The organism is Jeotgalibacillus malaysiensis (assembly GCF_044789845.1).
In the GTDB taxonomy this organism is placed as follows: Bacteria; Bacillota; Bacilli; order Bacillales; family Jeotgalibacillaceae; genus Jeotgalibacillus; species Jeotgalibacillus malaysiensis_A.
On sequence record NZ_CP085252.1, the window covers coordinates 355,352 to 380,311 of the forward strand.

At 42.9% G+C, this 24,960-nt stretch carries 31 protein-coding genes; 19 read left to right on the plus strand and 12 right to left on the minus strand.

Features of this window, described 5'->3' with window-relative positions:
• Positions 1-30: 30 nt before the first annotated feature.
• The 3 genes from LG330_RS02050 (at position 31) to LG330_RS02060 (ending at position 1,039) form a co-directional block, all read left to right on the plus strand.
• On the plus strand, positions 31-234 hold the full coding sequence (locus LG330_RS02050; RefSeq protein ID WP_404407060.1) for a hypothetical protein: 204 nt from the start codon (positions 31-33) through the stop codon (positions 232-234).
• A 74-nt stretch (positions 235-308) separates the two neighbouring features.
• Positions 309-713 carry a hypothetical protein gene (locus tag LG330_RS02055; protein ID WP_404407061.1) on the plus strand — a complete coding sequence of 135 codons (405 nt, stop codon included), beginning with the start codon at positions 309-311 and terminating at the stop codon, positions 711-713.
• A gap of 95 nt (positions 714-808) precedes the next feature.
• Entirely contained in the window at positions 809-1,039 is a 231-nt protein-coding gene (locus tag LG330_RS02060; protein WP_404407062.1) for a hypothetical protein, read from the plus strand.
• A gap of 32 nt (positions 1,040-1,071) precedes the next feature.
• Here the strand turns inward: LG330_RS02060 and LG330_RS02065 are convergent, their stop codons facing one another.
• Positions 1,072-1,251, minus strand: a complete 180-nt coding sequence (locus LG330_RS02065) for a hypothetical protein (protein ID WP_404407063.1) — start codon at positions 1,249-1,251, stop codon at positions 1,072-1,074.
• Between the two features lie 5 nt (positions 1,252-1,256).
• Positions 1,257-2,348: an NAD(P)H-dependent flavin oxidoreductase gene (locus LG330_RS02070; RefSeq protein WP_404407064.1), complete on the minus strand. Its 1,092-nt coding sequence runs from the start codon at positions 2,346-2,348 to the stop codon at positions 1,257-1,259.
• Between the two features lie 190 nt (positions 2,349-2,538).
• Between LG330_RS02070 and LG330_RS02075 the strand changes: the two genes are divergently transcribed.
• The 6 genes from LG330_RS02075 (at position 2,539) to LG330_RS02100 (ending at position 5,683) form a co-directional block, all read left to right on the plus strand.
• A complete protein-coding gene (locus LG330_RS02075; protein ID WP_404407065.1) occupies positions 2,539-3,192 on the plus strand; it encodes a TVP38/TMEM64 family protein in 654 nt (217 codons plus the stop codon).
• Positions 3,193-3,278: 86 nt separating this feature from the next.
• Positions 3,279-3,533, plus strand: coding sequence for a hypothetical protein (locus LG330_RS02080; RefSeq protein ID WP_404407066.1), 255 nt, complete (start codon positions 3,279-3,281; stop codon positions 3,531-3,533).
• Between the two features lie 85 nt (positions 3,534-3,618).
• The gene (locus LG330_RS02085; RefSeq protein WP_404407067.1) at positions 3,619-3,786 is read left to right on the plus strand and encodes a hypothetical protein; all 168 of its coding nucleotides are present in this window, start codon (positions 3,619-3,621) and stop codon (positions 3,784-3,786) included.
• Positions 3,787-4,113: 327 nt separating this feature from the next.
• Positions 4,114-4,812 (plus strand): Na-translocating system protein MpsC family protein, encoded by a 699-nt coding sequence (locus LG330_RS02090; protein WP_404407068.1) that lies wholly within the window; start codon positions 4,114-4,116, stop codon positions 4,810-4,812.
• Positions 4,813-4,944: 132 nt separating this feature from the next.
• On the plus strand, positions 4,945-5,349 hold the full coding sequence (locus tag LG330_RS02095; protein ID WP_404407069.1) for an anti-sigma regulatory factor: 405 nt from the start codon (positions 4,945-4,947) through the stop codon (positions 5,347-5,349).
• A gap of 181 nt (positions 5,350-5,530) precedes the next feature.
• Complete coding sequence (locus LG330_RS02100) at positions 5,531-5,683, plus strand: YpzG family protein (RefSeq protein ID WP_404407070.1); 153 nt, start codon at positions 5,531-5,533, stop codon at positions 5,681-5,683.
• Positions 5,684-5,804: 121 nt separating this feature from the next.
• Here the strand turns inward: LG330_RS02100 and LG330_RS02105 are convergent, their stop codons facing one another.
• The 5 genes from LG330_RS02105 to katG all read right to left on the minus strand — a co-directional run bounded on the left by LG330_RS02105 (position 5,805) and on the right by katG (position 12,183).
• Entirely contained in the window at positions 5,805-6,494 is a 690-nt protein-coding gene (locus LG330_RS02105; protein ID WP_404407071.1) for a phosphatase PAP2 family protein, read from the minus strand.
• 73 nt (positions 6,495-6,567) lie between these two features.
• Entirely contained in the window at positions 6,568-8,058 is a 1,491-nt protein-coding gene (locus LG330_RS02110) for a phytoene desaturase family protein (RefSeq protein WP_404407072.1), read from the minus strand.
• Positions 8,059-8,121: 63 nt separating this feature from the next.
• Positions 8,122-8,988 carry a TIGR02206 family membrane protein gene (locus LG330_RS02115; protein ID WP_404407073.1) on the minus strand — a complete coding sequence of 289 codons (867 nt, stop codon included), beginning with the start codon at positions 8,986-8,988 and terminating at the stop codon, positions 8,122-8,124.
• Complete coding sequence (rluF, locus tag LG330_RS02120; protein ID WP_404407074.1) at positions 8,982-9,689, minus strand: 23S rRNA pseudouridine(2604) synthase RluF; 708 nt, start codon at positions 9,687-9,689, stop codon at positions 8,982-8,984. The genes LG330_RS02115 and rluF overlap by 7 nt, the downstream gene beginning before the upstream one ends.
• A gap of 283 nt (positions 9,690-9,972) precedes the next feature.
• Positions 9,973-12,183 (minus strand): catalase/peroxidase HPI, encoded by a 2,211-nt coding sequence (gene katG / locus LG330_RS02125; RefSeq protein ID WP_404407075.1) that lies wholly within the window; start codon positions 12,181-12,183, stop codon positions 9,973-9,975.
• A 240-nt stretch (positions 12,184-12,423) separates the two neighbouring features.
• On the opposite strand from katG, the gene LG330_RS02130 reads away from it, so the two are divergent.
• The gene (locus LG330_RS02130) at positions 12,424-12,663 is read left to right on the plus strand and encodes a hypothetical protein (protein WP_404407076.1); all 240 of its coding nucleotides are present in this window, start codon (positions 12,424-12,426) and stop codon (positions 12,661-12,663) included.
• Positions 12,664-12,708: 45 nt separating this feature from the next.
• Here the strand turns inward: LG330_RS02130 and LG330_RS02135 are convergent, their stop codons facing one another.
• A complete protein-coding gene (locus tag LG330_RS02135; protein WP_404407077.1) occupies positions 12,709-13,668 on the minus strand; it encodes a rhodanese-related sulfurtransferase in 960 nt (319 codons plus the stop codon).
• A gap of 227 nt (positions 13,669-13,895) precedes the next feature.
• Between LG330_RS02135 and LG330_RS02140 the strand changes: the two genes are divergently transcribed.
• From LG330_RS02140 to LG330_RS02155, 4 genes are read left to right on the plus strand one after another with little or no spacing between them, the layout of a single operon-like run.
• Positions 13,896-14,642 (plus strand): class I SAM-dependent methyltransferase, encoded by a 747-nt coding sequence (locus LG330_RS02140; RefSeq protein WP_404407078.1) that lies wholly within the window; start codon positions 13,896-13,898, stop codon positions 14,640-14,642.
• Positions 14,643-14,659: 17 nt separating this feature from the next.
• Entirely contained in the window at positions 14,660-15,391 is a 732-nt protein-coding gene (locus LG330_RS02145; RefSeq protein ID WP_404407079.1) for a class I SAM-dependent methyltransferase, read from the plus strand.
• Positions 15,392-15,422: 31 nt separating this feature from the next.
• Positions 15,423-16,175, plus strand: coding sequence for a class I SAM-dependent methyltransferase (locus tag LG330_RS02150; RefSeq protein WP_404407080.1), 753 nt, complete (start codon positions 15,423-15,425; stop codon positions 16,173-16,175).
• A 41-nt stretch (positions 16,176-16,216) separates the two neighbouring features.
• The gene (locus LG330_RS02155; RefSeq protein WP_404407081.1) at positions 16,217-16,999 is read left to right on the plus strand and encodes an MBL fold metallo-hydrolase; all 783 of its coding nucleotides are present in this window, start codon (positions 16,217-16,219) and stop codon (positions 16,997-16,999) included.
• Positions 17,000-17,281: 282 nt separating this feature from the next.
• Here the strand turns inward: LG330_RS02155 and LG330_RS02160 are convergent, their stop codons facing one another.
• Positions 17,282-18,862, minus strand: a complete 1,581-nt coding sequence (locus tag LG330_RS02160; protein WP_404407082.1) for a glutathione ABC transporter substrate-binding protein — start codon at positions 18,860-18,862, stop codon at positions 17,282-17,284.
• 251 nt (positions 18,863-19,113) lie between these two features.
• A complete protein-coding gene (locus LG330_RS02165; RefSeq protein WP_404407083.1) occupies positions 19,114-19,848 on the minus strand; it encodes a hypothetical protein in 735 nt (244 codons plus the stop codon).
• A gap of 217 nt (positions 19,849-20,065) precedes the next feature.
• Here LG330_RS02165 and LG330_RS02170 point away from each other — a divergent pair, with 217 nt between their 5' ends.
• The 4 genes from LG330_RS02170 to LG330_RS02185 all read left to right on the plus strand — a co-directional run bounded on the left by LG330_RS02170 (position 20,066) and on the right by LG330_RS02185 (position 22,815).
• A complete protein-coding gene (locus LG330_RS02170) occupies positions 20,066-20,572 on the plus strand; it encodes a class I SAM-dependent methyltransferase (RefSeq protein ID WP_404407084.1) in 507 nt (168 codons plus the stop codon).
• A gap of 93 nt (positions 20,573-20,665) precedes the next feature.
• Entirely contained in the window at positions 20,666-21,640 is a 975-nt protein-coding gene (locus LG330_RS02175) for a phosphotransferase (RefSeq protein WP_404407085.1), read from the plus strand.
• Between the two features lie 24 nt (positions 21,641-21,664).
• On the plus strand, positions 21,665-22,318 hold the full coding sequence (locus LG330_RS02180; protein WP_404407086.1) for an HAD family hydrolase: 654 nt from the start codon (positions 21,665-21,667) through the stop codon (positions 22,316-22,318).
• A gap of 23 nt (positions 22,319-22,341) precedes the next feature.
• Positions 22,342-22,815 (plus strand): tetratricopeptide repeat protein, encoded by a 474-nt coding sequence (locus LG330_RS02185; protein WP_404407087.1) that lies wholly within the window; start codon positions 22,342-22,344, stop codon positions 22,813-22,815.
• A gap of 77 nt (positions 22,816-22,892) precedes the next feature.
• On the opposite strand, the gene lepB is transcribed toward LG330_RS02185, so the two are convergent.
• Positions 22,893-23,711 (minus strand): signal peptidase I, encoded by an 819-nt coding sequence (lepB, locus tag LG330_RS02190; RefSeq protein ID WP_404407088.1) that lies wholly within the window; start codon positions 23,709-23,711, stop codon positions 22,893-22,895.
• The gene (locus LG330_RS02195; protein WP_404409470.1) at positions 23,712-24,224 is read right to left on the minus strand and encodes an RNA polymerase sigma factor; all 513 of its coding nucleotides are present in this window, start codon (positions 24,222-24,224) and stop codon (positions 23,712-23,714) included. It abuts the gene before it with no gap.
• Between the two features lie 199 nt (positions 24,225-24,423).
• Between LG330_RS02195 and LG330_RS02200 the strand changes: the two genes are divergently transcribed.
• Complete coding sequence (locus LG330_RS02200) at positions 24,424-24,876, plus strand: hypothetical protein (protein WP_404407089.1); 453 nt, start codon at positions 24,424-24,426, stop codon at positions 24,874-24,876.
• Positions 24,877-24,960: the final 84 nt, after the last annotated feature.

The following is a 24,960-nucleotide window of genomic DNA, read 5'->3' on the forward strand; positions in this document are numbered from 1 at the left end:
TAATTATTTGAATTCTGGGGAGGTGAGGTTGTGGGGTATTATTATTTCATTATTTTGTTCATCGGTATTTTCTGTATTTTTCGTACGGTGTACCAGGGTTATAAAGGAAAATCTTTATTACAGAGAAAAGTAATCATTACTGGTATAACAGGTGTTCTTCTTGTGGGATTGGCAATGTATTTGTTTACGCCAGGCAGCTCAGAAATGATCGCTGAGTTGTTGAATCTCAACTAAGGTTAAAAGTTCCCGTCTATTTTGAGATTCTATTCTTCATTCAAAATATGAGGTTATTGAAAAAGGGGTGCAGGATGAAAAAGATGATGCTGACTTTATTTGCTGTACTGTTGCTCATAGGCTGCGGGTGCACTGATGGGCTGGGAGAAGGTAACAACATCACGATTCACATCAAAAATAACTCCGATTTAAAATTATACGGAATGGAAATCAACATGCCGAATTCTTCACATACAGTATTGAATGCAAATGGTACGGAGGTTAGTAAGGGTGAAGATCTGGTCATTCAGCTTTTAAAGGATGATCTGATGATAGCTGAAAATAAAGCTTTTGAAGTTTTTGCGCTTACTGACCAAAGTGGCCGAAACCGAATCCTTGTTGAAAATCCTTACCAAATAGATTTCAAATCAGCACAGAGCTGGTATTTTGAATTAAACGGTGAAGGGGAAAAATCACTCGCACTTAAGAAAAATAGATGATCTGTATAAATACAACCTTCTAACATACACTTAAATTGGAAATAAATTTCTCCTTATGGTAAAATAATGGAAATATAAAGTCTGGGGTGAACGAAGTGGAAAAACTGGTCACCGGTCTGATTGTCGGCATCATTGTTTCTATTATTATAATCGATCATAAAGGCATTGCTTACCAGCTGGCCGGAATAGGGGAAACCAAGCCGACAAGTCTTGCGCAGCTAGATCTTACTTATGCGCTTAGCGTCGTACTCATCACCGCTGTATGCACAGTTGGTGTCTATTTTTTCAGTCATTACATAACGAAAAAACGAATCGAAGCAAAATAAAAAGACGCGCTGCCGGCGTCTTTTTGTGCTTTCTACCACTCATCTTCACGTTTTTTGTCCGTTTTCTTTTTTGCTATATAAAAAGCCAGTGCCACGAGTGGAATGAAAATAAAAAATGGAATTTGTATATGGCTTTGCGTAATGAATGCAAGCCCCAATAGAACCGCTGCACCAATGATCAGATACAGGCATCCTCTTCCGAACGTCTCCACAACCCTCAGCTCCTTTCTTGTGAAGGAGAACTTCCTAATAGTATATCGACTTCTTTACTGATCCGTTCCACCAGCACTCCAACAGATTCACTCCTCGCAAGCCTCGGACTCTGGCCTGACCACAATGACAGGAACTCACTGTTGTTTTGCTGCCTGGCAGCCTGCCGAATCGGTTTTGTCAGGCTGTTCGTAATCGGAAAGTCAGGCATCAGATATTGCTCCTGCTGCATCGCAAGTGTATATGAGTTCTGCAGTCCACGTGCCCATTTACCGGAGAAGGCGCGTGTCAGGATTACTTCATCCTCATCGCCTGAGAGGATCTTTTCTTTATGTAACGGATTTGCACCACTTTCTGTCGTTGTAAGAAACGCTGTCCCCATCTGCACAGCCTGTGCACCAAGCATCAGAGAGGCAGCTATTCCGCGGCCATCCATAATGCCGCCTGCAGCAATCACAGGGATCTTTACAGTATCAGCCGTCTGTGGAATGAGTGACATCAGCCCAATCATGCTCTCCTCCTGATGATGAAGAAAATTCCCCCGGTGTCCTCCGGCTTCGCTTCCCTGAACGGTTACCAGATCCATCCCGGCTTTCTCGCACGCGACTGCTTCACTGACAGTCGTTGCAGTGCCGATTAACACTGTACCATTTTCTTTAAGGCGTCTCACAATATCTTCAGAAGGGAGCCCGAATGTAAAAGAACAGACTGGAACATGTGTTGAAATAATCACTTCTATTTGCTGATCAAACGTTTGTTTTAACGCTTCATAGCTTTTGATAGAAGGGTCAGTCTGTTCTAGGTGAAGCGCATTGCTAAAAGGCTGAAGCCGTTCTTGAGCTTCTTGTACTTCACTTTCATTAATTGTAAAAGGGTTTGGTACAAACATGTTCACACCAAACTGTTTTGTTTCTTTTTGAATTTCAAGAATCTGATCATGGAGTTGTTCTGCTGACAAATAACCAGCCCCAACCATCCCGAGACAACCTGCTCTTGATGATGCAGTCACTAGAGCTGTCGTGGTCACACCACCAGCCATTGGTGCCTGTACAATCGGGTGCCGGATTCCAAGAAGCTTTGTACACTTATTTTGAATCATGTCATCACCTCTACCATTTTAATTCCAGTATACATGTGCGTAGTAAAGGAAGATACCCTGATGCGGCTGGTTTTGCATCATTGATCGATTAAGCGTTCAATGCACCGGAAATATGACGTCACTTATTACAGACGTTACGATATAGATAATGTGTAACTTAAATTTCGCAGTTTAGAATGAGGTGATCGAAATGAAAAGGTGGAGCGGGTTCATTATAATCGTTATCATAGTTACGGCGTTAATCATTTTAAACCAGACAGTGCTTGACCTGTCTCCTGAAAGAATTCGTAACTGGATTTTATCAGTCGGAGTGCTGGCGCCTATTTTATATATTGCGCTTTATACATTCAGACCGTTTATTTTGTTTCCGGCTTCCGTTCTTTCCCTTGCCGGAGGTTTAGCTTTTGGACCTCTATATGGCACGCTTCTCACGATGACCGGCGCAACAGCGGGTGCAGTTCTTGCGTTTATGTTTGCGAAAAAAGCAGGAGCAAAAAGGGTGGAGGAGAAGCTTGGTCATAGGGGAGAGAGGCTGCAGCACCAGCTTGAGCACAATGGGTTTCTGGTTGTCTTACTCCTCAGACTTGTGCCGATCTTTAACTTTGATCTGATCAGTTATGCAGCCGGTGCATCTAAGGTCCGGTTATTACCGTTTGCACTCGCAACCGTCATCGGGATTGTCCCGGGTACATTTGCGTATACATTTCTTGGGTTCAGCACAGTGTCAGACAGTGCGGAAACCTTTATCATTGCGGTAACGATTTTTGCAGTGATATTTATTATTCCGCTGCTGTACAGAAAAAAGATCAAATCCTATTTACAGGGCAGAGCGCAGGGAAATTAAGCTGATAAAAGCAGTTGCTTTAGATATCTGATGGGTCCTGATAAAATAAGAATAGTTATATTTATTAAGTCAGGCAGGGAGTCGTTATGAAAAAAATCTTAATTGTAATAAGTGTAGTTGCCATTGTGTTGATAGCAGGAATTGTTACTTATAATATTGTGACTGAAAAACCTAATCCGCAGGTGATTCTCGATCATACTGACAGTACCTTTGTTATGCCGGAATGCTTTGAACAGGATAAACCGTCGAACTATATCGAGCAGTCAAATATGGAGCGGGCAGAAGAGCTGAACTATAAGCCTGGCGGTTCCTGTACAGAGGCTGCAGTAGCTGGGGGATAGGGGATTAAAACCCGCTGTTTTCTCCGCCGCTCTCCCGGTGAATACTGGCTATATGGGTTGAATTGCTGGCAGGGTGCGCAGGTGGATGATCGTTAGCAGTATGCCTGTTTTTCTTTATATCTACAGGCCATTCATTCTGTTTCCGGCATCTGTTTTATCATTTGCCGGAGAGTGGGCATTTGGAGCACTATACGGCACACTTCTAACGGTTGCAGGTGCTATTACTTGCGCAACCCTAATCATTCATTTTTAAAATGAATGTGTGCTACTCTATATTGAAAAGGATGAACCTTCAAACAAAAGTCACTGAAGTACGTGCAGGGTGATACTTGTACAGAAGGTGCAATAGAAGAATAAAATTCAACCAAAAAAGTGTGCTCAGTATATCCCTGTATTACAGTAAACGAAAAAAGTGATTGCTGAGACAGGCTGGGAGTTAAAGTACCATATAAACCTCATAAATAAATGTGTAGGTGAATGAAAGTATTTCAGCTATAATAAAGGGACTAGCACTAACGATACTAATACCCTGTTAATGGATTCAGGACATGAAGCCTGAGTTTTAAGAAGGATGGCTGGAATGAATATTAAAAAATTCGAAAAAGATTTAGGTTCATTTGTTGGAAAGTTATTAAGAGATCACTTTGGAAAAGGACCTGGCGCGGTTTTTGCAACCTTAGCTCCTCCATACATTACGATTTATTTAAAGGACTTCCTTTCTCCAATGGAAAACAAATTACTTGATAATAAACAAAACAAATCGGTAGAAAAGATTAGAGACATGCTGATGCCTGCTTTGATTGAGGAAATTAAAGCATATGTCAAAATGTATACAGATCTCCAGATCAATGAGTTTTATTATGACTGGAATCTTGATAGTCAATCCGGGATGTTTATTGGTGTAGATTCTCAATTAGACCCTTATAATCAATCTTATGAAAATCAGGACAAAGTACATAATGAAATCATCAAGGTAAGTGAGGAAGCTCAAAAAGCTCCAGGGGAAATTTATTCACATCTTCTGAACCCGAGGACTTTAATTGTTACCCGTCACGATATTTTTATCGCAATTGAGAAGGAAATGATTAAATTAGGTTTTCAGGAAACGCTTACACTGGCGAAACGGGATTTGGAAAAAAGATATCTTGAAGAACACAAACAGAAACTCGAGAAATATCTGGAAGCAGAAATAGAAAATACTTTCGCTACCTGGAATTTTGATCTCGATAAAGGAATAATTACGTTTATATTAAAACCGCATAGTAAAAGGCAGCAATGAGCCGGGCGACAGAATCGGACGTAAGCCAAGAATAGGGAGAGGTTCCCTGTTTTTGGCTTTTTTTATTTTATTTTAAGGAGTGATGATCTAAAAAGGCAACTAAGCATGAATGAGCAGGGGGAAAAATAATAAATGCAAAAGTCGGAAGTGATTCATATCCATAAGGAAGATGATATCATTTTAGCCCGCCAAAACAGCAGAGAAATCGCCAAATCACTAAATTTCAGTGCTACCAATCAGGCAAGAATACTCACAGCTGTATCCGAGCTTGCGAGAAACATCTATCGCTATGCCGGAAGCGGGGAAATTAAGATGGAAGCAATTAAAGAGATAAACAAAACAGGACTCAGGATTGTGGCTGCGGATGAGGGTCCTGGGATCAGTGATATTACGAATGCTCTGAAACAGGGATACTCAACCTCAGGGAGCCTTGGCGCAGGACTTCCGGGCTTGAAAAGAATGATGGATGAATTTCAAATCGTATCTGAAGAAGAACGGGGTACTAAGGTGACTGTTGTTAAATGGCAACTAACTTAACGTGATTAACTAATATCTACTGTGCAAGGGGTAAGTTGTATTGTTTTTCACGCCATTTTTACTCCTCCTCAGAAATTTTACCATAAATACCTACTCATAATATTAATCATTTTTACAAAATCTATTGTTGATATTCCTTCGGGGATATTAAGCTTAAATCCTGCCCTAGAGGTGATAAACAATGAGTTATAAAGATCGGTTGGATCAGCATTCTCAACTTTTTCACCACAACTGGACAAGACCGAAGCGATCGCATTCCCAAGTGAATGGTCAGACTGAAATGTCCCAGAATACGTACATTTTAAAAAGGGATGTAAAGGCCCGTCAATCGTAATGAGGACGGGATCGGTCGGCTAAAAGCAAGAGGCTGGGACAAAAGTGTCACAGCCTCTGCTTTATATGAAAAATATGATTGATGGATGTATGAAAATGAATCAAAAAATACTCAGTGAAGCTCACAATTCTTTTTTCTTTTTCAATCCGGATCGCCACAGCGTAATCTCCAAAATGGCAATACAGGTCACAAGCCATGTCAATCCAAGTGATAAACCACCAATGACATCAGTGAAATAGTGAACGCCAAGCGGAAGACGGCTGAATGCAATCAGCAGAATGAGGATGCCAAGGGCGATATTAATGATCCATTTTCCAAGCTTATTCATCCGGCTTCTGATGATCAGGTACATAATAAAACCGTAAAAAACAATTGGTCCGGTTGAGTGGCCGCTTGGGAAGCTGTATCCGGTACCGTCATATTGCTCGATCAAATTCGGACGATCTCTTCCAAACAGCGCTTTAAGCCCCGTAATCAAAATTGAAATACCGCCCATGGCAATCACAAAATAAATAATTCTCCATTTTTTCCGGTTATAAAAATACCAGAGGACCCCAACCATGATGATGGAGCCGACAGTCAGTGCCCAGACTGATCCGAGCTCAGTGATCAAGGCGAAAAAGGCGGTCACACCAGGGGTAGCAATACTGTCTGCAAATTCAGCAGCCTGCTGGTCAATTGCGAATATTTCATTTTCCAAAACGTCTTCTCCGAGCTCAGTGAAAATGTAAAATCCTGCGCCAATGATAACGAGTGCTGTAACGATTAATATGTAAGTCCTGGCGGGGATCAGTTTGAGGGTTTCCAGCATATTGTGACACTTCCTTTAAGTTTTACACTATGCATTCCCCAGAATGAAAGGTAAGAAACGCAACAGGGCACAGTTACTGGATTAACCTGCGCCGTGTGATGGAGTGAAAGCAATGGTACCCGCTGACTGAAACACCTATTGTTCCTCCACCAGGAAAAATTGAGTCCCCACATAACCAGAAGTTTTTAAGAGAGGTACGGTGGGAGAGGCTGAGAAACAATGAGTGCGTTCTTGTCTGTGCAAAGCCCCCAACGACGCCTCCCGGACGATGAGGATAGCGTTCCCAGGCTCTTGGCGCTCCAGGATAGACATCAATCATGGCTTCATCAATGGCTGGATAATAATAACGGATCGTCTGCAGCATCTTTTCAGTGAAAAGTGTTTTATTTAAATCATATTGTGATTTCGTCTTCCAGCTTGCAAGGTTAATGTGAGTGCTGACTGTGAGCGTGCGGAAGCCTTCAGGTGCGCGCTTACGATCATTTTGATCTGAGACAGAAAGGAATAGATGATTTCCTTCATCATGACTGTTGCCTTCAGGACTCATTAGCTGCTGGAACAATGGAAAATCATCCGGCAGGTGCGTCTCATCAAGCGAAATATATAGCGTCATTGTCCCCCAGGTATCCTGTTTTGACCGATTTCTCAAACCGGGAGAAAGCTGCTCATATAAATTCTGGTTCATAATCTTAGGCAGTGCCTGAATCGGGGCGTTACAAATCACGTGGTCTGCAGTCCTGATGCTGCCACGATGATCCACGACTTCATAACGGTCCCCGGCTTTTCTGACCTCAGTCACACGTCTGCCAAGGATTGCTTCTGCTCCGTTGCGTTTTGCCGCATCTGCAAGCTGATAAGCGAACTGATAAAGACCTCCTTGTACATAATAAGCACCTTCATGATAAATATCGAGCGCGAGCACGCCCATCAGCAAGGCACAGTCTTTAGTCGTTGTTTGCATACTGTCGATCAGCTGACCATCAAGGAAATGGATAAAATCCTTACATTCAAGCAGCCGGTGCTTTTTAAGCAATGATCGGACTGTCTTGAAAAAGTCGGGTGTCAGTGTCACGTGAGTTGGCTTAAGTGAGGTTAACAATTCAAACGCTTCTCTACCTGTCTTAATCGGCAAAATCGGAAGCTTCTTCATTAACAAACGGATTTTAGCAGCCTTTTGATATACTTCGTTATAAAAAGCAGCAATCTCATTTGTGTAGGAAGGGAAAGCCTTCCGCATCGCCTGGACATGTTTATTTCGGTCAGCATAAAACGTCAGCGTGCGTTCACCGCGCTTAATTTTCATTACATCTTCCAGTCTGATTGCATCTGCTTTAATGCCGAGATGACGGAACACTCTGTCATGAATGCCACCCTTTTCAAGACCCATCCCAAGTGTTGCGCCGGATGCATACAAAAACTTATGGCGCTGAAATTTCCCTGCACAGCCACCCCATTCCCTTGATGCTTCTAAGATTGTGACACTTTTACCCGCCTGTGCGAGCAGCGCGCCGGCAGTCAGTCCGCCGATACCGCCACCGATTACGATGATTTCTTCACGTGCCATCTCGTCCAACTCCTTTAATTAAAAGCTTAATAATTGAGGAAGAGGAGTTCAATTTTGAATACGCTAAGTTGCTTTTGGATGGACCATCTTATTTCCAAGCCACCAGGTGATGATAAAGACGATCAGTGCAGTAATTTCGAGCCCAACGATATAGATGATGCCATCACCGAAAATAGACAGGGCAGTGTCAGAAGCAGGGGGGCCATTCAAAAAGAAATAATTACCGCCTGTCATTGTGTTCGCCCACCAGATGCCGAGCGCACATAGATTAAGCAGTGCAAGTGCGTACAGAATTGAGCTTTTCGGAAGAGTATAATGGTCACGCCTCAGCAGAAAAACAGCTGACAGCGGAATCGCCATATGCTGAATAAAGAACTTCCAGTAAAAATAGTGCGGGAATGCATATGCCAGATCAGGTGTTAAGAGAGCGAAAATAGGCGGAAAGATTGCAATATAAAAATAGAAATAAAAGATTGGTCTGTTTGGTTTAAATAATAGGAATAAGCCGAAAAAAGTGCTGAATGAACAAAGCTGGAGCGGCAGATAATTAGCAGCCTTCCAGATGCCGACTGACAGCGCCCAGATCTGATAGCTGAGCTCAGAGATGAAAAATATGCCGGCAAAGAGAAGCGTCCAGCGGTTGGTGTGTTTCACGAAATCACTCCGTAGAAATAATCTCAATCCGGTGATGGTAATGAGAATGAAGAGGGCGAGCATGATGATGTGTTCTGTTGAAAAGAGTATAAATCGTTCCTGGACTTCACCTGAAAACATGTGCTCACCTCGTTTAAGTAGTGACTTAATTTTAGCATTTAGATGGAGAAGTTGATATGTAGAGGAGTTATAAAGAGGTATTGTTTGGTTTGAAAAAGCATCAGGATTGCTTTTTCTGTTAACACAGAATGCAATCCTGATGCTTTTTTCTACCATTCTTTCGGTTCATAATCCAGTTCTTTAAACAACTGCGTACGTTCTTTCTTCGTCAGGTCACGCCACTGACCCACAGGCAGGTTATTCAGCTGGATATTCATAATCCGCGTACGCTGCAGGCGGTAGACTTCATAGCCGAGCGCTTCACACATGCGGCGGATCTGTCGGTTCATGCCCTGCGTTAATGTGATCTGAAAGTCGAACTTGGAAAGCTCAACGATTTTCGCAGGCTTCGTTTTTGTACCTAGAATCTTGACGCCTTCAGACATTTGCTTAATGAAGTCAGGCGTAATCGGTTTATCGACTGATACGATATATTCTTTCTCGTGTTTATTCTCAGGACGAAGGATCTCATTGATAATGTCCCCATCATTTGTAAGGAGAATCAATCCTTCAGACTCTTTGTCGAGGCGGCCGACATGAGAGATACGGAGCGGGTGGTTAACAAGGTCAATGATGTTTCCTTTTACACCTTTTTCAGATGTGCATGTGATTCCAACCGGCTTGTTAAGGGCAATATAGACGTTGTTTTTTGCAAGGCGGATTGTTTGTCCATTTACAAGAACTTCATCACCAGGCTCGATCTGCATACCGATTTTGGCTTTCTTGCCGTTCACCTTTACTTTGCCTTCTTCGATCAGGCGGTCAGCGCCGCGGCGTGATGCTTTGCCAGAGTCACTGATAAATTTATTTAAACGCATAGTGTCACTTCCTATTCAAGATTCGTTTATATAGTATAACAGGTTTGGGGTGGGGGGAGGAAGGGCGGCGGTTTGATCAGATGGTGAGCAGGTTCGACGTTCGTGGGGTGATGTTCGGTGGGAAATAACGTGTCTTCGACGGGAAATATCCCCGCATCGAGTTTTGATTGTAAGTGTTCGACGCTAAACCTGCCACCTTCAACACTTCGGGTACATTTACCTAAGTCGCTAAACCAAAAAAACCGGAAAGCGCACAAAGCGCTCTCCGGATCACAACTAAAACTTATTTCAAGTCAAAACGGTCAGCGTTCATCACTTTCACCCAAGCTGCAGCGAAGTCACGTACGAATTTCTCTTTGTTGTCCTCTTGTGCATACACTTCTGCATAGGCGCGAAGGATTGAGTTTGAACCGAATACAAGGTCGAAGCGGGTAGCTGTGCGTACTACTTCACCAGTTTGACGGTTGCGGCCTTCATAAAGATTGAAGCCAACTTCTGTCCACTTAATGTTCATATCAAGCAGGTTCACGAAGAAGTCGCTTGTCAGAACGCCTTTGCGGTCAGTGAATACGCCATGGTTTGTATCACCGTGGTTAGCGCCAAGGACGCGCAGTCCACCGATTAATGCAGTCAGTTCAGGACCAGTCAGGCCAAGAAGCTGTGCTTTGTCTACAAGCATTTCTTCAGGGCTTAGCGTGTATTCCTTCTTCTGATAGTTACGGAAGCCATCTGATTCCGGCTCCAGTACGTCAAAGCTTTCAGCGTCAGTCTGTTCAGCCGTTGCGTCGCCGCGTCCTGGTGAGAACAGTACGTTAACGTGTACGCCTGCATCTTTAGCTGCTTTTTCTACTGCTGCAGTACCACCAAGTACGATCAGGTCAGCAAGGCTGACTTTTTTATCAAGTCCGCTCTGGATGCCTTCGTATACTGATAGTACTTTTTGAAGCTGCTCAGGCTCGTTCACTTCCCAGTTCTTCTGTGGCTCAAGACGGATACGCGCTCCGTTTGCACCGCCACGGAAGTCAGATCCGCGATACGTGCTTGCTGAAGCCCATGCAGTTTTCACAAGCTCGCTTACAGTAATACCTGAATCAAGGATTTTCGCTTTCAGGTCAGCAACTTCACTGTCAGAAAGTTCATAGTCCACTTTCGGTACTGGATCCTGCCAGATCAGCTCTTCCTGTGGTACTTCAGGTCCAAGGTAGCGCTCTTTTGGTCCCATATCACGGTGAAGAAGCTTGAACCATGCACGTGCAAATGCATCAGCGAACTCGTCCGGATTCTGGTGATAGCGGCGTGAGATCTTTTCATAATCAGGATCCACACGCAGCGCCATATCAGCTGTTGTCATAAATGTTTCAACTTTAATTGAAGCGTCCTCGGCATCTGGTGCAAGATCTTCATCTTTAGGGTTTACTGGTCTCCACTGATTAGCACCTGAACGGCTCTTTGTCAGTTCCCATTCATATCCGAACAGCAGGTCAAAGAAACCATTGTCCCACTTAGTAGGGTTTGAAGTCCATGCGCCATCTACACCACTTGTGATTGTATCGCGGCCTTTACCACTGCCATGTGAACTGATCCAGCCAAGTCCCTGCTCCTCAACATCAGCAGCTTCCGGTGCAGGACCGACTTTTTCAGGATCTCCGGCACCGTGTGCTTTACCGAATGTGTGTCCACCGGCAATCAGTGCAACAGTTTCTTCATCATTCATACCCATACGGCCGAATGTTTCACGGATATCGCGTGCACTTGCAAGCGGATCCGGGTTACCGTTAGGACCTTCAGGGTTAACGTAGATTAGACCCATTTGAACGGCAGCAAGCGGGTTTTCAAGCTCGCGGTCGCCAGAGTAACGGTTGTCTTCTAACCATTCCTTTTCATGACCCCAATACGTATCTTCCTCAGGGTGCCATACGTCTGCACGTCCACCTGCGAAGCCGAACGTTTTCAGACCCATAGATTCAAGTGCTACGTTACCTGTTAACACAAGTAAGTCAGCCCACGAAATTTTGTTACCATATTTCTGCTTGATTGGCCATAGAAGGCGGCGTGCTTTATCAAGGTTTGCGTTATCCGGCCAGCTGTTCAATGGTGCGAAACGCTGCTGTCCAGTTGAGCTTCCTCCGCGACCGTCACCAGTACGGTACGTACCAGCTGCGTGCCATGACATACGGATGAATAGTGGACCGTAATGTCCGTAGTCAGCCGGCCACCAGTCCTGGCTGTTTGTCATCAAATCATGAAGGTCTTTTTTCAGCGCATCATAATCCAGCTTTTTGAATTCTTCTGTATAATTGAAGTCTTCACCTAGCGGGTTTGTCTTCTTATCATGCTGATGAAGAATATTTACGTTTAGTTGATTTGGCCACCAGTCTTTGTTCGTGGTACCAACTTTTGCAATCGTGATTGCACTTTCCTCACTTGATTTCTGACCAGTGAACGGGCACTGTTCAGCACCTGCTTTGCTGTGGTTCATATCATTGTTATCCATGAATTTATTCCCCTTTCTTTTTAAACAATAAGTAGTAAATAACTGTAATTTAACATTATTAAACTGAGAATAATGTTATAACCATTCTCAGATTATAATTATAATAAATTACTGACAAAAGTAAAAGCTAAAACACTTAAAAACTTTAAAAGGAAATTATTTCTATTAATAGAATGTTTGCAGTATAATTGTATAGTAAATTCAGATAATAATCACGAGATTAATATAAGGGAGGATGAGATGAACAAAATATTGTGGCTGATATTGTACGTTGCGGTTCCGGTATTCATTGGTTTATTTGTTATCCCGGCGATCCTGGGGTGGATAGGCGTTTCTGTTTCAAATTTATTTGGTCAGTTTTTTGATGAGATTGGGTTTTTGGCAGCGTTTATTTTTACAGCATTTTTCGTGGTGCTTACTGTTTTATGGGTGAGGTCAATTCTTAAAGAGTATAGTGTGAGATTCAGGAATGATCAATAAAAAAAGCTGCTGAGGGAAAATGCCTTCAGCAGCTATTACATGCTCTTATTGCTTCGCAGTTAACTCTTCTTCAAGTACTGCAAGACGCTTTTCAACTTCTTCACCAGTCAGGCCCATACGGATGCTGTAACGGTTGCGAACGTTCTTCGCGCACTCGATTGAGCAGCCGCCAAGATATTTCTCTTCGTTCTCTTCATGAGCAAGAATCTGCTTATTGCAATCAGGATTAGAGCAGTTAACATAGCGCTCACAAGGCGTACCATCGAAGTGATCACGACCGACAACTACGTGTTCAACCTGGTTGATCGGTACAGTCAGGCGCTCGTCAAATACATACATTTGACCATCCCACAGCTGACCTTTTACTTCAGGGTCTTTACCGTACGTTGCGATACCGCCGTGAAGCTGTGCAGCATCTTCAAAACCTTCTTTTACTAACCAGCCTGAGAATTTTTCACAGCGGATTCCGCCTGTGCAATACGTCAGCACGCGCTTACCTTCAAGCATGTGACGATTTTCTCTGACCCAGTTTGGCAGGTCACGGAATGTCTCAACGTCCGGACGGATTGCGCCGCGGAAGTGACCGACATCGTACTCATATGTGTTACGCGCATCAAGAACAATTGTGTCCTCACGCTGCATTTCTTCATAAAATTCCTTTGGTGACAAATAACGGCCTGTTAATTCATTCGGATTAATATCATCCTCAAGGCTTAAATTCACAAGCTCCGGACGAGGGCGTACGTGCATCTTTTTAAATGCGTGACCTTCCGACTCATCAATTTTAAATACAATGCCTTCGAATAAAGGATCATTCTTCATTGCTTCCATATAAGCATCTGTCTGCTCAATTGTACCTGAGCAAGTTCCATTGATACCTTCATGGGCAACCAGGATGCGGCCCTTCAGACCAAGATCCTTACAGAAATCGAGGTGCTCTGCAGCAACTGCTTCAGGGTCTTCGATTTTTGTATAGTGATAATAAAGTAGTATTCTGTAATCCATTTTTCTTCCACCTATCATATTATTTTGCAGGAATAACCTGATGGCGCAGAGTTGTTCAAAACTCTCCATCAGATATTATAACAGAGGTATGTACCTTTAAGGAAGAGGGAATGATTGTTTATCCTTGTACAACTGAGGTGCTTTGCTTAAAGTGTCATATTACTCAAAGGAATCTCTTTTCTATATGAAGAATAAAATAAATATCACATATAAAAGGGGATACAAAAATGAAGCCATCAGAAGCATTAGCACTTAATAAAGAGAGCTGGGAGCGCGAAGCATCCAGATTTTATGGTCGCGCTGCTCTTCCGGAGTACGGTCCACTGGCACCTGCTGAAACAGAACTCAGCTTATTTGAAGAAATCAAAGATAAGCGTGTACTCGATATAGGATGCGGCAGCGGACACTCATTGAAATACATGGGAGATGAAGGAGCAATGGAGCTGTGGGGGCTGGATCTGACAGCGCTGCAAATTAAAACTGCAACAGAAGTTCTACAGGACCAGACTGCATCAGTAAAATTATTTGAATCCCCAATGGAAGAAAATCCAGGTATCCCTGAGCACTATTTTGATATGGTCTATTCTATTTATGCACTGGGGTGGACGACTGATTTGAAGCGTACGCTGCAGCATGTTAACGGGTATTTAAAACCTGGTGGCACCTTTATTTTCAGCTGGGAGCATCCGATGCATGATCGACTGGTTTATGAGAACGGGAACTTTATTATGAGTAAATCGTATCACATAGAAGGACCGGAGCTGAATGAAGCCTGGCACAGCAAAGCGGTTATCCCGCATAGAAAATTGAGTACATATTTGAATACGTTAATAGCGTGCGGATTTGTAATTGATAGAGTTGTAGAGGAGGCTGTGTTACCGGATATACTGCCTGATGATGATCAGAAGTGGTATTCCGCACAAAAAGCGAGTTTAACACCAGCCACTTTTATCATCAAAGCAAGTAAAAAATAATTGATTGTGGAGGCTCTATGTATTCTTATTACGGTGAACTATGCACAAAAATGTATGAAGTGACGAAATCTGCAGCTGATGGAAAAGAGCTTGAGTTTTATCTGGCATATGCAGCGGATAAGGAAACCAGGGTTCTTGAGCCTATGTGCGGAAATGGAAGAATGCTAATTCCTTTTCAACAGCATGGGGTAAATATTGAGGGCTTTGACTTATCTGAGGAAATGCTTACTGTCTGCAGGAAGAAGGCTGAAAGGGTTGGTCTGACCGCGAATGTCTGGGCGGACCGGATTGAGGCATTTACAGCAGACAAGCCATATGACCTGATTTTTATTCCGGTTGGGTCATTTTCTCTGCTGCCTGAAGAGTTGATTAAACCAAGCCTAATGAATTTAAAACGCGCACTGAAACCGGATGGCAGGCTGCTTTTAACGATCGTAACTGATGATATTGAAATTGAAGAGCATGATCAGTGGGTTGAGACAAACCGTAAGAAATTTGGTGATGAAGAAATCGTAGAGTTCAGAAAAGTGGAGAATGATTCAACGACAAAAACGCTTACAACACAATTGAAATATCATCTGATCAAAGGGAAAGATGTTGTTCAGGAAGAAAGAATGAACTTCCCGGTACTGCTATATTCAGAGAATATCTTCAAACATATACTGATTCAAAACGGTTTTCAACATGTGACCATTCATTATGTGAAGGATGGAAGTGATTCTTTCCGGGTGTTTGAGTGCAGTATATGATTTTGTCGGATGAGAAGGGAGGTAAACGATAGTGAATCTTACTGGAATAGAAGAAGCCTATCTGAATTATCGTCACGGCTATCCTCCTGAATTGCTGAGAAGGTTAGTACAATATCAAATAGGTACAAAAGGACAGCACGTGCTTGATGTTGGGACTGCTAATGGATTATTTGCCAGAGATCTTGCGCGGAATGGATGTCGGGTGACCGGGGTGGACCTGTCTGAGGAAATGATCCGTCAGGCTGAGTTCATTAATAAAACGGATCAGTTGCCAATCAACTATATGGTCGAAAATGTAGAACAGCTTCCTTTCGATAACTCTGCTTACGAGGCGATCACAGCAGTGTTTTGCTGGCATTGGTTTGATAAAAAGAAAGCTGCTGCAGAAATCTTGCGCGTACTTTCAGGTGGAGGGAAGTTGGCGGTTGTTCATTACGATTGGCTCCCTGACAGGAGTGAAGTTTCTGGTCTGACAAGCAGAATGATCAGCAAAGTCCATGGTCATGTGAATCAAAAGCATGAAACAAATATGTTTCCTGAATGGGTACAGGATTTCTATGACAGTGGTTTTTCAAATGTTGAAACTTTCTCATTTGATGTAAATATCAGCTATACAATTGACAGCTGGATTGGAAGAGTGGAGGCGAGTCCTGAAATTGGCGGGTCTTTAAGTATAAAAAAAGTGAAAGAATTTAATAATGAGCTTAAGAAAGTAATCGAAAAAACAGGAAAAAATCAATTTGATATTTCTTACAGGGCGTTTTGCGTGGTGGCAGAAAAATAAGCGGAGTTTTAAATACTCAAGTGATAATGGAGGGTTCCCCTATGCTCACAGACGATTGGTTTACAGTCCAGAGAATTGACGCTGACACTTATGCAATCAGCGAATACGGTCACTGGGAAAAGGTACATTCTTTCTTACTGATTGGTGAAAAAAAGGCCGTTTTAATTGATACCGGACTTGGCATTGATGATATTAAAAGAATCACAGATCAGCTCACCGGCTTACCAATTTATGTAGTGACGACGCATGTACATACTGATCATATCGGTTGTCATAGTGCGTTTGAACATATATATGTTCATAAGGCGGATCAGAGATGGCTGGTGAAAGGGATTGAAGGGCTCTCGATCGAGCAGGTAAGAAAGGGAATCAGGAAGGATATTACTAAACCCGTTCCGCCATCCTTTGATCCTGAAACGTATGAGCCGTTTACTGGTGAGCCGACTGGTCTGCTTGAAGACGGGGATGTGATGGATCTGGGGAACAGAAAGCTGCACATCATTCATACGCCCGGGCATTCACCAGGACATATTTCAATCTTTGATGAAACAAACGGCTATTTATTCACAGGTGATATTTTGTATGATGAAACGCCTGTTTATGCTTTTTATCCATCAACCGATCCAGAAGCGCTGTTAGAATCATGGGAAAAGATTGCTGCGCTGAAAGGGGTAAAAAAGGTGTTTGGCTCGCATAATTCTGTAGGGCTGGATCCGGAAATCCTGCTCGAAGCGAAGAATGCGGCAATATTTTTGCGGGAGCATGATTTGGCGAAATTTGGGACGGGGGTTCATGAGTTTAATGGGTTTAGTGTGAAATTTTAAATGCAGGGGTCTGGTGGGCGACTGCTCGATTAGGTAATTGGTTCACCGGTCGGGATATATGTGACACCGCTCTGTGTAATTGATTCATCTCTTTTATTGATTGAATCGCCAAGGGGAAATGGAGTATGTAATTGGATCAGAGCAGGCGTTTTTCGTATCAGCGCTCACGTTATTTGGTTCACCTCTCAGGTTAATTGAACACTTTTGCCATCGCCGTAGAAGCATACTTTAAAACACTAAAAAGCCCGGAACAATCAAGCTCCGGGCTTCCTTTAAACTACATTACTCAGTAATTTCTACATCTTTCAGCTGATACAATCCGCTCGCATTCATCCAGAACCCTTCCACTTCATCCAGATGACCTGCAAGATAAGTCTGGTGCTGCAGGTAAATGGCAGGGGACAGTTCAATGAGGCGCTCCTGCGCATCTGCATACAGCTGTTCCTGTTCTGCCTCATCCGTTGTCTGGCGCGCGTCATCCAGGTAGCCGTCCAGCTGTTCATCCTGAATCATAAAGCGGTTGCCGGCAGCTCCGATCTGTGAAGAGTGGAACAGAGGATACAAGCCTGTATCTGCATTGGCATTTTGATTTGACCAGCCTAGAATGAACATATCATGCAAGCCTTCTCCGGTCTGTTCAAGGTAAGCACCCCATTCAAGCACTTCTACTTCAACATTTACACCAATTTCACTCAGTGCATCCTGAGTAGCGACCGCAATATCCATACGCTGCGGGTTATCGTTAGTCCAGATTGTTGTGTCAAAACCATCTTCATAACCTGCTTCTGCAAGCAGTGCCTGTGCTTCCTCAACGTTGTATTCGAGTCCAGGAAGATCAGCTGCATTTGGAATCACAGGAGCAAGGGGACCGGTTGCCACTTCACCGTATCCATCATAAATGCCGTTAATGATTTCTTCTTTATTAATCGCCATTGATACGGCCTGTCTTACTTTTGGATCATCAAAAGGTTCTTTTTCAGTGTTAAAGCCGATATAGTTTAACCCGACGCTATCCTGTGTTGCGAGTGAGGCGCCTTCCATCTGCTCAACGCGTGCCGCTTCGTTTGGAGCGAGCGGATCAATAATGTGTGCGTATCCTGTTTCAAGGTTGGCAACGCGTGTTCCGCCTTCAGGTACGATCTGGAATACAAATGAATCATAAGCGACTTCTCCGTCCCAGTAATCTTCATTTTTCACAAGCGTCATTTCCTCGCCAGGTGACCAGCTTTCAAACTTAAGGAATCCCGTACCGATCGGATTTTCATTGATGTATGCTCCTGGTTCACCGCCATTTTCAATTTCCTCATAGTCAGCTGCGATGGCTGCAGGACTGATAATGGATCCGCCCATATTTGTCAGATTGGCAAGGAGCGGTGCGAATGGATACTCCAAATTGAAGCGGACTGTATATTCATCCACGACTGCAACGTTATCAACCATTTCAAACTGAACAGCTCGCGGTGATGCAATGTCTTCATCGAGAATGCGGTCAAAGTTCGCTTTTACAGCTTCAGCGTTAAATGGTTCCCCGTCGTGAAATGTGATTCCTTCACGCAATTTGAACTCCCAAGTCACGTCATCCACCGCTTCCCAATCTTCAGCCAGCTGCGGTTGAATTTCACTGTTTTCATCAAGCGTAAAAAGTTTTTCATATACCTGAACCTGCATATTCGCAGAAGGAATATCATTTGTCATATGAACGTCCATTGAAACAGCATCAGACATAGTAGCAAGGATGATTTCGTCAGCACTTACACCTTCAGATGACCCTTCTGAAGAAGTGCTTTCATCACTCCCGCCAGCGCAGGCAGTAAGCAGTAAAAATGTAGATAAAGCAGAAACCCCAAGTATATTTCTTTTCAAAACAATAACCCCCTATAAATATCTTTAGATCTACGAAAATTTAGATTATTGAAATTATAGAGGGAATAATGTATAAAAATCAATAGATTCTGATAATTATTATTTCGGAATTCGAATAAAAGTGAATAAGTTTCATAGGAGTGCTAGATTTTGTATGATTCATAAGTCGAATTGCTATGTTGGTTTAACGCGATGAAGTGAGTTAGAATCTTAATTTTAACAAAAAAGACAGATATATTAATGCAATTATTTTATTCGTGGTCCCACGGCTCTTCGCCGGATAGAGAATACTTTTCAACCAGCAGCAAGGACATATAATTTTTCAGCCAGACTTGAAAAGGATCACGCTCTTTGTCGCATTCGAGATGGAGATGCTTGAGTGTAGGGACGATGTCTTCTGTTGCACCTGCATCAAATTCATACATCGCAACAGGGAGGTTAAGCTGATTAGAAAAAGGGAGCAGAACAGCTGAGATAACAGATCCGACTCGTGGGAGTGGATGATTCGTATCGGGGAGCATCATTCTAACTGCTTTTCTATTTTTTAGATTCACGAGGTAACAGCCATATGGATTAAGATCTTCTGCTACATAATAAAATCCCGGGACAACGTTTTGTGCTAAATGAAGCCATGAAAGAAATAGAGGGTGGCTTTTAAAGAAGACGAAATGGTTAAAGTGGAATTCAGTGAAGATATTGGATGAGGGGTTTTTACTCGCATCATTCAGCAGGCGCCACCAGTAAAATAACTGTGCTGCGTCATCTTCTTTTTCAGGGCGTGCTTCACAGGTTCTGGCAAACTTCAGAAAATCGGGGTACATACCAGCGACTGATTTCTTTGTAACGTACTGGTTCAATTGTTTAAAAACATGGGTGAAGAATTGATTACGCAGCTCTTTTGAAAGGGGATAGGCAGTTCTGAAAGTTTTGCTGTCAGCTCTGGCCTGTTCAAACAGTATTGCGTTGTGTTCAGTGGATTGTTTCATGGAATAACCTCGCTTTATATTAATCCTTTTTAATAAAGGTCACGTTAATGATTCTCTCCTTTGATTGGAGAATCCTGCTAAATCGTGAAATAATAGTACTAGAAAATTTAAAGTAACGAAGAGGGTGAACGATATGGGAAGGTTATTTTCTTCAATGTATGATCTTACGATGATACCTTTTGAAAAAGCAGGGTTTCAAAGGGTCAGGAGAAGCTTAATGAGTCACGTGAGAGGAAACGTGCTTGAAATCGGCTCTGGTACAGGCGCGAACTTCCCTTTCTATCAGAATGCAACCTATGTAGAAGCAATTGAGCCGAACCCGGAGATGATTGAAAAAGCTTCCGGAAAAATAAAATATGCCACAGTTCCGATTCAGACCTATCAGGCAAAAGCAGAACAGCTGCCATTTCCGGACCAGTCCTTTGATGCCATCACCGGCACGCTTGTCTTCTGTACAATACCAGATCCTGTTAAAGCTCTGGGGGAAATAAAAAGAGTGAGTAAGACCGGTGCGACCTTTCACTTTTTTGAACACGTAAAAGTCGATCATCAAGCTGCAGCCAAAGTGCAGGAACTCCTTACGCCTGTCTGGAAAGCAGTATGCGACGGCTGCCACCTGAACCGACCGACGATTCAGCTGTTTGAACAGGCTGGTTTTAGGGTGGAGAAGGTGAAGCGGTATGGCGGCGGGGTGTTTGTGGTTTTTGAGGGGAAGGTGCCCTGATCAGTTTTTATATAGAGGGATAGTGAGGATGCTTATGGAAATCAAAGGTTTTTTAAAAGGATTGTGTCACAATCAGTTATGGGGTTCAAGGTCATGAATGTGATGAACAGTATAAGAGATGACATCTTCCATTCAATAGAGAAATACTTTGAACTTAAGGTAGTTGATCACCAGCAGATTAAACTCGGATACAGAAATCTGAAGTGGGAGATTCATACTTCTGGTGAAAGTCTTTTTGTAAAGCAATACCATAAAGGCCGTTATCCCGAGCATTTAATACCCGGTTTAGAAGCTTCACTTCGCACACAGGCTAGGCTTTGGGAATTAAACCTTCCAGTACCAAGACCATATTCTTTTAAAGGTCAATATATGATCCATTCATCTAATGGGGAAAACTTCATGGTCACGGAGAAATGTCCGGGGAAGAACCGGGCTCCGGGCACATTAAATGAGGTCCAGATGTACAACCTTGGAAAGGCGGTCGGTGAGATGCATACCGCACTGGATACGCTTCTACCAGATTCAGAGGTTCTTCACTGGGATATTCGTTCTAAGGAAGACATGATTGAAGATTGGAATGAACGTTGGCAGGAAGCTGAAAGCGTGGGTTGCGAAAAAACACTCTCTTACTTAAAAGACCAATTCCTTGTTCTGGATCAAAATGACACAGAACAATTTTCAGCGTGTGAAGTTGGATGGAGTCACTGGGATTTATTTGTCGATAATATCCTTTTTGAGGGGGATGAAGTTTCCGCTATCCTGGACTTTGACAGGTTGAACATCGTTTACAGAGATTTTGATATTGCCAGACCTATCTTGTCAGGGTGTGTAAGTAATCAAAAATTAAATGTAAAATCTGCAATCGCTTTTGTGAATGGATTTCGTAAGTATCAGCCCTTAACAATAGAGAGGGTGGTCCGTGCATTAAAGCTGAACTGGTGGAGGGAAGCGGAGTGGTTGAGTGTGCCAAAACCCGGAAGGTCAGCTGTTCTAACAAGGTTTAATGATGAAAATAGGTGGGTTGCGACTCACTGGTATCAGCTTGAAGAGATATTTAGTGAAAAGTAAATCTTAAAAAGGGGCAAAGTCCATATGATTAAAGCGGTATTATTTGACCTGGACGGAACACTACTCGATCGGGATGCGTCGTTAATTCAGTTAATTAAAGACCAATATAATCGTTTTCCTGAAGCGCTTCACCACATTTCAAGAGATACATATATGAAGAGGTTTATTGAACTTGATGCTAAAGGGTACGTCTGGAAGGACAAAGTGTATAGTGAGCTGATTAGCGAGTTTGATATAAAAGACTTAAGTGTGAACCATCTGCTTCAGGATTATCTGAACCATTTTCAGCATCATTGTATTGGATTTGACAACCTTCACACAACATTAAAGAGCTTGAAGAACAGAGAGATGAAACTCGGTATCATCTCTAACGGGCGCTGTCAGTTCCAGATGGACAATATCAGGGGGCTGGGAATTGAACAGTTATTTGATACGATTCTCATTTCTGAATGTGAAGACCTGAGAAAGCCTGATCCAGAGATTTTTGAACGAGCGTTGATGAGGCTTGGTGTTAGTGCAGAAGAGGCGGTTTTTGTTGGAGATCACCCAGTTAATGATGTTAGGGCTGCAAATGGTGTGGGCATGAAAACGGTATGGAAAAAGGATGTTCATTGGAAAAGTGCAGAAGCTGACGTTGTGATAGAGGATTTAGAAGAGATATTGAAAATAGTCGGTTAATCTTAGGAGGAAGGAGATATCTGATGCTTGAACAGCTAAGAAAGCTTAGAGAAGAAGGGAAATATGAAGAAGCAAAAAGCCTGATGGAAAGACTACTTGAAAAAGACCCGGAGCAGGCGAATTATCAGTATCAAATGGCCTGGTGCTACGACAATCTAGGACTTGAGAAAGAAGCCGTTCCCCATTACGAACGTGCAATACAACTCGGATTACCTGCTGAAGATTTGGAGAATGCGTATCTTGGCCTGGGTAGCACGTATCGGACATTAGGAAGATATAAAGAAGCAGTTGATACCTTTGAAACTGCCATCACGAAATTTCCAAAGGCTGAACAATTAAAAGTATTTTACTCAATGAGTCTTTACAACCTCGGGAAACACCATCAGGCAATGGAAATACTGCTGCAGACGCTGGCTCACACAACTTCTGATGAAGCAGTTTTAAAGTATAAAAAAGCGATTTTATTTTATAGTGATAAGTTGGATGAAGTCTGGTGATACAGGGGGGACGGAGGTGTGTGTGTCGAAATGGATTAATATTCCATAGTGATACAGCAACCTCCGTCCCCTCTGTATCACTCCTCATATCCCATCACCACACCAGTCACCCCTCCATGCTTAAGCAGCCCAAAATCCCTGCTATCATAGCCGCGTCCCCAGTTATCAGCTAAAAGGAATAGGGAATCGTCATCAACAGTTACTGGCGGCATATCTGTTGAGAAGAACTCGTACCAGTCTTCAGTGCTGTAGTCATTTGAGTTATCTTCACGGTCGATTGCCAGTAATTCCTCATGTGTCATGCCTGTGCGATGGACTTCACCGTAAAACGTATCCAATCGTTTATCGTCTATATACACTTTCCCGTCCCTGATTTCCACTGTTTCTCCCGGAAGGCCAACAATCCGGGCAATCTGATCAGGTCCTGCCAGGTCATTTTGTACAAGTATTGAAGCGGGTGTCTCAAAGTACACCACGGTTCCACGAGTCAGGTGATAACCATTCGTTTCAACGACAAGCAGACGGTTATGAAAGGAGGTCATGTAATGATGATCACCGCGATCCATACTGTCCAGTCCCCATTCCAGGAGGAGGCTGGTTTCTGTAGGCTCAATCAAAGGGATGTCTTCTGGAGTATCAGGGTCAGTCATCATTTCTTCAGTTTGAATGGATGGAGGATCTGTTTGAGTCAGTTCACCTGCTGGATCAGAAAGCATTGCGATTGTAATGCCACTCACTCCTATCAATAAAATTGCAGCAGCCAGCCCCATTCTTATACGCCGGGTATGACGGGTAGTACGTCTCCCGGATCTGGAGATAACCCGATCAGCTAACTCTTCAGTAAACCTCGGTTCGTCACCAATCATCTTATCAATTTCTCTTTTGTATTCACTCACTCACATCACCTCCATATCAGTCCGGTCCAGCTTTTTACGCAGAGCGGTTCTTGCCCGGGACAGACGGGTTTTAATGGTACCTTCAGGACAATTCAAAATATCACTGATCTCAGCAACTGAAAATTCCTGATAATAATATAAAAGAATCACTTCTCTATAGTTGATGGGTAATGCCAGAATCGTTTCTGCCACCTCATTACTGGTTTGCCTATTTGTTAAAAGGGTTTCAGGTGTTTCGTGATCAGAAGAGGTGTTGAAAGCATTTCCTGCAAATAGGCTGATTCTGTTTTTCCAGCTTTTTAAATGGTTATGGCAAAGGTTCACGGTTATTTTGGAAAGGTACGTTTTGACCGACGCCAGCCCCTTATACTGATCAGATTTATGATAAAAAGTCACAAACACTTCCTGTACAATATCCTCTGCAGACTGCCAGCTTTTTACGTACATAAACGCAAGGCGAATCAGATATTCACCATGTGCATTCATACAAACCCTCAGCTCTTCCTCGCTCATCTTTTCCACTGGTCAGCCCCCTTTCTGATACTGTATAGACAAAACTTTTCAATAACAGGTTTCATTTTACTGGAACTTTTTATATCCAATAGATTCAACATAATTGCTTCTTACGTTATAATAAAAATACCAGAAATTACTATAGGACAGAACATTTTTGAAAAAGTAGTGTATGCAAAGTGCCAGGGAGGTTTTTTTAATGAAGGGGATGAAAATTCTCAGTACATTAGTGATTGCTATAGCAATATTCTTAGCGGGGTATTTCACACACAAACTAACAAATGAAACTGTTCAGGAAGTTTCCAGCGAAGTTCAATTCAGTTATCAAAGTCCCGAACAGCCAGAGCAAATACAAGTCAAACAGTCCTATACGAATGTCGAAGATCAAAACGTTGTTGATAATATCATGATGATCCTGATGCATAAAAAGCCTTCCAGCGAAGTGATGGACGTCGATCAGCCAGATATGTATATCAATGTTCTAAGTCCCAAACAACATACAGGACTGGTTGATGCGAGAGTCTGGTTTACTGAGTCAGGTGCTGTGATTGGAGACCGTGTGGGTGAAAGCTGGGATCAGGTTGAATTTTTTGAAGTAAACGAACAGGATGCGGATTATTTGAAGGAGCAGGGTGGATTTGAGGAGATGTGATACATGGGGACGGAGGTGTTTGTATCGAAATGGATGATAATTCCAAAACGATACAGCAACCTCCGTCCCCACTGTATCGCTCAT